The sequence below is a fragment of the Waddliaceae bacterium genome (assembly GCA_018694295.1).
In the GTDB taxonomy this organism is placed as follows: Bacteria; Chlamydiota; Chlamydiia; order Chlamydiales; family JABHNK01; genus JABHNK01.
The window spans coordinates 1-7,276 of record JABHNK010000026.1 but is presented as its reverse complement, the minus strand read 5'-3'; the positions used below and the strand labels follow the sequence as shown (position 1 = coordinate 7,276).

Below are 7,276 nucleotides of genomic sequence, written 5' to 3'. Positions count from 1 at the left end.
TAGGGTGACATGAAAGGGCGAGGCGCCAAGCTCTTTATATAAGATGATAGGAAGTAAGTTGAACATAACCCAGAAGGGCATATTCAATACCTTTGACCATAAAAATGCAGAACAAGTTTGTTTGTGAGCCATCTCTCTTATTTTTCTTCGCTATAAATTTTTTCTAACATCTTCGCCAGACGATATCCAGCCAAAGCTATCTGCCGCAACGACGCTTCTTCTCCTCGACGGAGATATTCTGCTGAAGGCTCGCCATCATAAGCGATATCTTGATGCGCCACCTCAGTAGCAATACGATAAGCCTCTTCGCTCCATATAGCAGGGTCTGTGTCGTCGTAGCTAGAGAAGCCATCGAGGGGATAGGTGGTCATAATCTGTTGCGCTATGTTTTCTATCTGCTCGGCATCTTCTTCGTTAAGAGGACGATGATATAGCTCTTTTTGGGCAGCGCTACACGCCGAATCCCACAGGGCATGTAAATTTTCCGCCCAAGAGCGCTTTATTTTGAAGTGGTTACCGCCTTTGTCGCCATAAGGAAACTGCTCGCTATAGCGAGTGCAACAGTGCAAAGGCTGATGTACGTCGCCAACGCAATGAATAAGAAATCTGAGCATGATGCTCTTATTCCATTCGCTTGCATTTGGGTCGGTAAGAGCTTCTCTTGCACTGTCGATGCCGGTAACAACATTGCTGCTCTTGAAGACCTCCATAAGGCGTGATACGTCTTCCTGCGATAAGATATCATCGGGGTCGTAAGGCAAGGTGATGAAATGCCATGAACGCCCCAAGGGGACAATATCATCGGCGAAACACGCAGAGGTGACGAAAGTGCTGGATTCTGGGAAATCATCATGGAAATAGCCGAGCTGCTGTTCTACGCGTTTTACCACATCGTCAGAACAGCACTCTTTGGCGATCTGCGCTATAAGCATATGACCGGTGTCATACCAACCATAACCTAAGGTTCCATAGGCAAAAGAACCCAAAAACATGAACGATAAAATAAAGATTTTTGCTTTTGAAAACATATTGAGCTCATCCTAACGAGGTATAAAAAAACAAAAAAACGCCAAAAGGCGATAAAACCTCTTGGCGTATCATTATAATGTATAGAGAAATAATGTTCTACGAAAAAAACGCCTCTAAAATCTCTTGAAAAGCGAACTCGTTATGAATCTCTTGATTGAAAACATTTAGCATGTTAATGAATTCTTGATTGCCTTTCCTTACAGCAAAGCTATATTGATCGTTCTTAAGATATCCGGGAACTATAGAAAGATTGCCGCCAGACTTGCCTTCGCTGTTTAAAATCCATAGCTTAAGAAAAGATTCGTCGTGAACCATGATATGTGCCCTGCCAGTAGACACTGCAGCAGCAGATTCTTCGTTGCTATCATATCGTTGGATTTGTGCCTTAGGGAAAAAATGTTTCATGGCCTTGTCGGAGGATTTTCCTCTCGTCACGGCGATGGTGATGTTGTCATCATAGCCGCTCTCAGCAAGACGCTTCATGATTTCATCGTATGAAGCAACACCGTCAAGACCGAGCTGTGCTGCTTTTTCATTGTTGAGCATTATTGAAATCCCTGTATAAAAATACGGATCGCAAAAACCTATGAACTTGGTCCTATAGAATACCTGGCTCATCGCTGCCATGATAATATCGATATCACAATCCTGGAGCATGGGAATTAATTCCCCAAAAGAATTGGGGACGACGATCTCAAGCTCAACGCTAAGCTTTCTGGCAAGACGCTTCGCAATCTCAATGTCAATGCCAGCACGCTCGCCAGCATCATCGATAAATGAAAACGGACTGAATAAAGGATTAACACCTACCTTTATTACGCCGGTACTGTTGATACGTGATAATGTCTCAGAATCTCCAGTGACAATGTCTTTGCAATGTAAAGACATCGGCATGATAATTGTCGATAAGATCGTGAATATCATAAATATGCGAGATATAAAATTGTTCATGACATACTCCTATGTATCATGTTAAAGAGGTAATACTTTTTTATAGCCCTAAAAAGCTTTTAAAACAAATAATTTCGTGACACAACTAAAATTCCTTGGCATGAAATCACAAAATATTGTAATATCAATGATTAATATTCCGGATTAGCTCAGTTGGTAGAGCAGTTGACTGTTAATCAATTTGTCGCAAGTTCGAGTCTTGCATCCGGAGTAGTGAGCCGGCTCAATTGAGCTGGCTCTTTTTTTGCAAGAAACTGTCAAAAAATGACAGTTTTATGCAAAATTCACGTGAATTTTTCTCTATTTGCGACATATATTTCCTTTGGCGCCATAGAGTTAGGCAATAGATCCTTAAAATTCATGCCTGACCCACCACCTAGGGTGTTAAATTTGTAGACTTTTTGGTCTTGAAAATTCACATGTAATTGACTATGCTTCTTACTCTGCCTTTATAAAGCAGTGTTAAAGAAATAACAGACCAAAGGAATTGATATGCCTCGCATAAAAGAACCAAAAATAGGCACTTCTGTAATGCCTAAATATAAAAGCCCTAACAAAAAAATTGTAGAATCTCTTCGAAACGCCTACGACAATCAAAGAACTAAGGGAGCTCATAAATCACGACAGCTTGTCAACTTAAGAGGTTCTCTTAGAGATGTAGGAGTAAGCCGTGATCGCTGGAAAAAACAAGCAAAAGAGGCTGAAAAAGATCTAGCTAATTTAAGAGAAGAAAACGATACGTTAAAAGAAGAGCTAAAAAAAAACTCTTCCGGTAGAGGAAAAGTTAGCTAATCACACATATTCCTTAGATAAAATCTACGAATCGATAAACTCCTTTATGCGTTCTTCAGTAGGGTTTCGAGGACTCGTAAGAGTATTCGATTCATTAAAAAACATTATCGCACCTGCGTATACAACTGTACGAAATTGGCTTTTAAGATTTGGTTGCTTTAAAATGCATTGCCTCAAATATCCTGGTAATAACTGGTTTGAAATCGTTGATGCCAGCATTCAAGTGGGGACTCAAAAATGTCTGCTTGTTTTGGGCGCTAAGCTTGAAGATTTCCAAGAAAATTTCATTCCTTCATTTAAGCATGTAGAAGTATTAGCAATGCGCCTTGTGAATTCTTGTACAGCTGAAGAAGTACAAGAAGTGTTGAGAATATCAAGTGAAAAAATAGAAAATCCGCCATTAGCAATAATTTCTGATGAAGAACATGTAATGAAAAAAGGAGTTCGACTTTTCAGGAAAAACATTGCTGAGACAGTCCATCTGATAGATATTTCTCACAAACTCAATACTTGTCTCAGACATGAGCTAAAGAATGATAAAGTCTGGGAGAACTTTAAGAAAGCCCTGCAAAAGTTTAGTTTAAAGCTGAAACAGACAGAACTCTCTTATTTATTGCCACCAAAACAACGTTCTAGAGGCCGCTTGCACAGTGAAAAGAAATTGATTGATTGGGGACTTTCTCTTTTAAGTTATTTGAGTTCAGAGAAAGGACAAATCCTGGCTTCCCATTTAAAAAATAAATTAACTTGGATTGAGGAATATCTAGAAAGTTTAAAGACCTATAAAATGCTCATGGAGATGAATGAGAAAGCATTAAGGCTAGTCCATCAAAAAGGATATTATCGTGGGGTTGCAAATGATTATCTAAAATTAGTAAATCAATTTTACACAACGAATACACGATGTGTTTCCTTAGGCGGAAGAGTGGAGTCTTTTCTTCGAGAGCAAGAAGAAAGTCTTGTAAAAGGAATTCACTACCTCGGGAGTTCTGAAATTATTGAGTCTTTATTTGGTAAATTTAAAGCTATGGAAAGACAATTTAAATCTGGAGATTTTACTTCTTTAGTACTATCAATGCCAGCTCTTGTAGGGAACTTTTCAAAAGAAATTGTAGGTAAGGCTTTAACATGCACTTCGTCATTAGATGTCAAAGAATGGGTTGCTGATAATTTAGGAGAGACGTTCCTATCTAAAAGAAGGCGTGCTCTTGGCAGAGGAAAAAGTACAGTCAAAGCGGAAATAGAACTATGTGAATTTTCAGGGTTAGAAAGCGTGCAAATTTAACACCCTACCCACCACCCCACCATTTGAGAGTTTGAAAAAAAACGTTTTTTATATATTATGTAGATTTTGAGTAAATGTCCGTAAATGTAAGGAGACCACGATGAAAAAAATTAAAAAGAAAAAAGAAAAAATGAAAGCGTGGAGAATACTCCTCGCTGCCGTGGCAATACAACTTTTTGGCATGGTCTTCTCCATGATAACATGCGGATGGCTGTTCACCTGGGTATATCAACTAGAACCTCTCAACATATGGAAGCCCATGGAAGGAGGCCCCGGTATAGATTTCTTCGCCACGACCTTCGTACTGCATATCATCTTCGTCTTTGTCTACGTACTGCTTCGTAATGGACTCCCAGGGAAAAATCTCGTCGTAAAAGGCCTTTTCTATGGGCTATGCGTATGGGCGGTAGGGGCACTGCCCTGTCTATATATGACACTCTACTTCATGACAATAGCGCCAACAGTCGTCGTCTACTGGGCAATAACAGGGCTGATAGGCACCCCGATAAGCGGTGTCATAGCATCATCAATATATGGCAAAAACTAGCGTATAGGAATAGCGTATAAAGTTAATGCAGAATGCTGATTGATGAATGCTGAATAAATCGCCTGATCGATTTCCTGTCTCCGAACTCCGAACGCTGAACTCCGAACTGTGCGGCAAAGTCGCACTATAATAATTACTTGATGCTAAAAGAGATATATCTTATAGTTGTGGTCATAAATAAGGATATATTACGATGTTACGCAAATTCTCTTCACATATTACCGGTACCAGAAAGCTGCTTGCTATGGCGCTCCCTATGATAGTCTCACAGGCGTCCATGACGATTATGATGTTTACCGACAGGGTCTTCCTTGCACGTATCGGCGAGCAGCATATGTCGGCGGCGATGATAGGTGGACTAACTGTTTTTCTCGCTATGACGTTTTGGTATGGCATTATAGGGTATGTCAACGCTCTCGTCGCTCAGCATTACGGCGCCAAGAAATACAAAGACTGTTCTTTGGCGGTATCGCAGGGAGCAATATTGGCTGTCTTAGCATATCCTATAATATTGTTGTGTATACCTGTTGGCAAGTGGCTTTTTTCTATATCACACCACGATCCTTTGCAGTTTCAGCTTGAATGCACATACTTCTCTATCTTGGTATTTTCCTCAATAATCTGGCTTCTAAAGACGGCATTGATAGGATTCTTCGTCGGAAGGGGGAAAAGTCAGACGGTCATGGTCGCCGATGTCATCGGGATGATAATAAACGTCCCATGTAACTACATTCTTATCTTTGGGAAGCTTGGAGTCCCAGCATTGGGTGTCGCAGGGGCGGCATATGGCTCCATAATAGGAGCTGTTGTGACGCTGACAATACTGGCATGCTCATACTTAAGAAAACGATATCGTAAAAAATATGACATCATAGGAAACATGCGCTTCGATATGAAGATGTTCAAAAAGCTTATTCGCTTCGGATTCCCAGCAGGAGCAGAGTTTTTCCTGATAATAGCAGCATTCAACGCCATAATGCAGCAATTTCATTCCTATGGAAGCGATGTCGCCGCCGCAGTGACGATAACGACGAGCTGGGATCTCATAGCCTTCCTGCCAATGTATGGCCTTGCCATCGCCGTAACGAGCATGGTAGGACAAAATATGGGCGCTGGAAATATCGAAGAAGCAAAGCTGGCAGCATATCGCGGAGTCTTCGTGGCGCTAATATACGATATTATCATGGTGTCGCTCTTCCTATTCGCAACGAAATACCTCGTAGCAATATTCGTTACTGCAGAAGAAGCCGCAGCAAAACCTATAATACCAACAATGGCGACGACGATGATACGTATGGCGGCACTGTACGTCTTCTTCGAGTCGGCATACCTTTGCATAGCAGGAGCATTGCGCGGTGCCGGAGATACCCGCAGTGTTATGAGGATAACAGTGATATCACACTGGTTTTTCTCGGTCTTGGTGGTAGCATTAATAACAGTATTCCATACTACCCCCATAGTAGCATGGGCAGGGTTTATCGCACTACCAATAACAACGGCGATCTTCGTCTTCGCGCGCTTCAAAAAAGGACACTGGAAAAAAATAAAAGTCGTCGATCCCGATGCAGCCCTAGTCACCACCGAAAGCCCGCTACCATAACCCCAGAGCAAGTAGTATTATGAAAAAAGTAACATTTTTATTGGCGGCCATGATATGTATTTGTGCTGCTGGAGTTGCTTCTGTCGGAGATATAACTGAAATTATGAATATAGTGTCCGATGACGATGAGATCATAGGAGAAGCATCGCGAGAGGAAATATATGCCGAGGGAATAAAAAATTTCCGCGTTGTCAATGCTTTTGTCGTCAATGATGAAGGATTGATATGGGTTCCACGACGACATAAAGATAAGATTTTATATCCTTTGCATCTCGATACTAGCGTCGGAGGGCATGTTAAGGCAGGAGAAGCCTATGAACAGGCATTATTCCGCGAGACGGAAGAAGAGATAAACATCGATCTTACTGTGATACCGTACAAAGAGGTGGCATATATATCTCCGATTTCGACGCCAGTATCGGCGTTTATGAAAGTATATTTTATCTATGCAGAAGAAGTCGAAAATTATAATGAAGACGATATTAACGAAGCTTTTTGGATGGGCCCCAAAGATCTTATAGATGCTTTAGAGTCGGGAGAAGATAAAGCAAAATCAGATCTTATTGTCATATTAAAGAAGGTTTTTTGCGGCGCTTGAAGCGTCGTACCAAAAGCCCATCTTCACTGATAACTGATAACTGATAACTGATAACTGATAACTGATAACTGATAACTGATAACTGATAACTGATAACTGATAACTGATAACTGATAACTGATAACTGATAACTGATAACTGGTCACTGATAACTGATAACTGATAACTGGTCACTGGTCACTGATCACTGATAAAAGGATGTGTGAGTCGTAGTCTCCGCCATAGAAAATTGTTTGTTTGGCAGTGACATAGTGCGACGTCTCTTCATTGTCGGCGCCAGTATTAAGATTGCGGGAATGATGAGGGAAGTCCGACGACGATATCAGAAGCTGTATGCAGTGCCCTTTTTTGAAGGTATGCGCCGCCGACTTCATAGGGACCTCGATGGCGTAAACAACGCCTTCTTCAAGGAAAGAAGGGGACTCAAAAGATTCACGATATCTCGTGCGGATAAAACCCGACTGTATATGGTAC

8 protein-coding genes and 1 tRNA gene are annotated in these 7,276 nt (G+C 41.2%); 6 read left to right on the top strand and 3 right to left on the bottom strand.

The window, feature by feature from the left end:
- Window positions 1-137: 137 nt before the first annotated feature.
- The gene (locus tag HN980_03180; GenBank protein MBT6928482.1) at window positions 138-1,028 is read right to left on the bottom strand and encodes a S1/P1 nuclease; all 891 of its coding nucleotides are present in this window, start codon (window positions 1,026-1,028) and stop codon (window positions 138-140) included.
- A gap of 97 nt (window positions 1,029-1,125) precedes the next feature.
- Window positions 1,126-1,980 (bottom strand): transporter substrate-binding domain-containing protein, encoded by an 855-nt coding sequence (locus HN980_03175; GenBank protein MBT6928481.1) that lies wholly within the window; start codon window positions 1,978-1,980, stop codon window positions 1,126-1,128.
- A gap of 138 nt (window positions 1,981-2,118) precedes the next feature.
- Between HN980_03175 and HN980_03170 the strand changes: the two genes are divergently transcribed.
- The 6 genes from HN980_03170 to HN980_03145 all read left to right on the top strand — a co-directional run bounded on the left by HN980_03170 (window position 2,119) and on the right by HN980_03145 (window position 6,802).
- A tRNA-Asn gene (locus HN980_03170) sits at window positions 2,119-2,191 on the top strand.
- Window positions 2,192-2,472: 281 nt separating this feature from the next.
- On the top strand, window positions 2,473-2,772 hold the full coding sequence (locus HN980_03165) for a hypothetical protein (protein ID MBT6928480.1): 300 nt from the start codon (window positions 2,473-2,475) through the stop codon (window positions 2,770-2,772).
- Between the two features lie 46 nt (window positions 2,773-2,818).
- A complete protein-coding gene (locus HN980_03160; protein MBT6928479.1) occupies window positions 2,819-4,057 on the top strand; it encodes a hypothetical protein in 1,239 nt (412 codons plus the stop codon).
- 100 nt (window positions 4,058-4,157) lie between these two features.
- Complete coding sequence (locus tag HN980_03155) at window positions 4,158-4,604, top strand: hypothetical protein (GenBank protein ID MBT6928478.1); 447 nt, start codon at window positions 4,158-4,160, stop codon at window positions 4,602-4,604.
- A 193-nt stretch (window positions 4,605-4,797) separates the two neighbouring features.
- Window positions 4,798-6,204, top strand: coding sequence for an MATE family efflux transporter (locus HN980_03150; protein MBT6928477.1), 1,407 nt, complete (start codon window positions 4,798-4,800; stop codon window positions 6,202-6,204).
- A gap of 19 nt (window positions 6,205-6,223) precedes the next feature.
- Window positions 6,224-6,802 carry an NUDIX domain-containing protein gene (locus HN980_03145; GenBank protein MBT6928476.1) on the top strand — a complete coding sequence of 193 codons (579 nt, stop codon included), beginning with the start codon at window positions 6,224-6,226 and terminating at the stop codon, window positions 6,800-6,802.
- 170 nt (window positions 6,803-6,972) lie between these two features.
- Here the strand turns inward: HN980_03145 and HN980_03140 are convergent.
- Window positions 6,973-7,276: hydrolase (locus HN980_03140; GenBank protein ID MBT6928475.1), on the bottom strand; the 304-nt coding region annotated here is incomplete at its 5' end.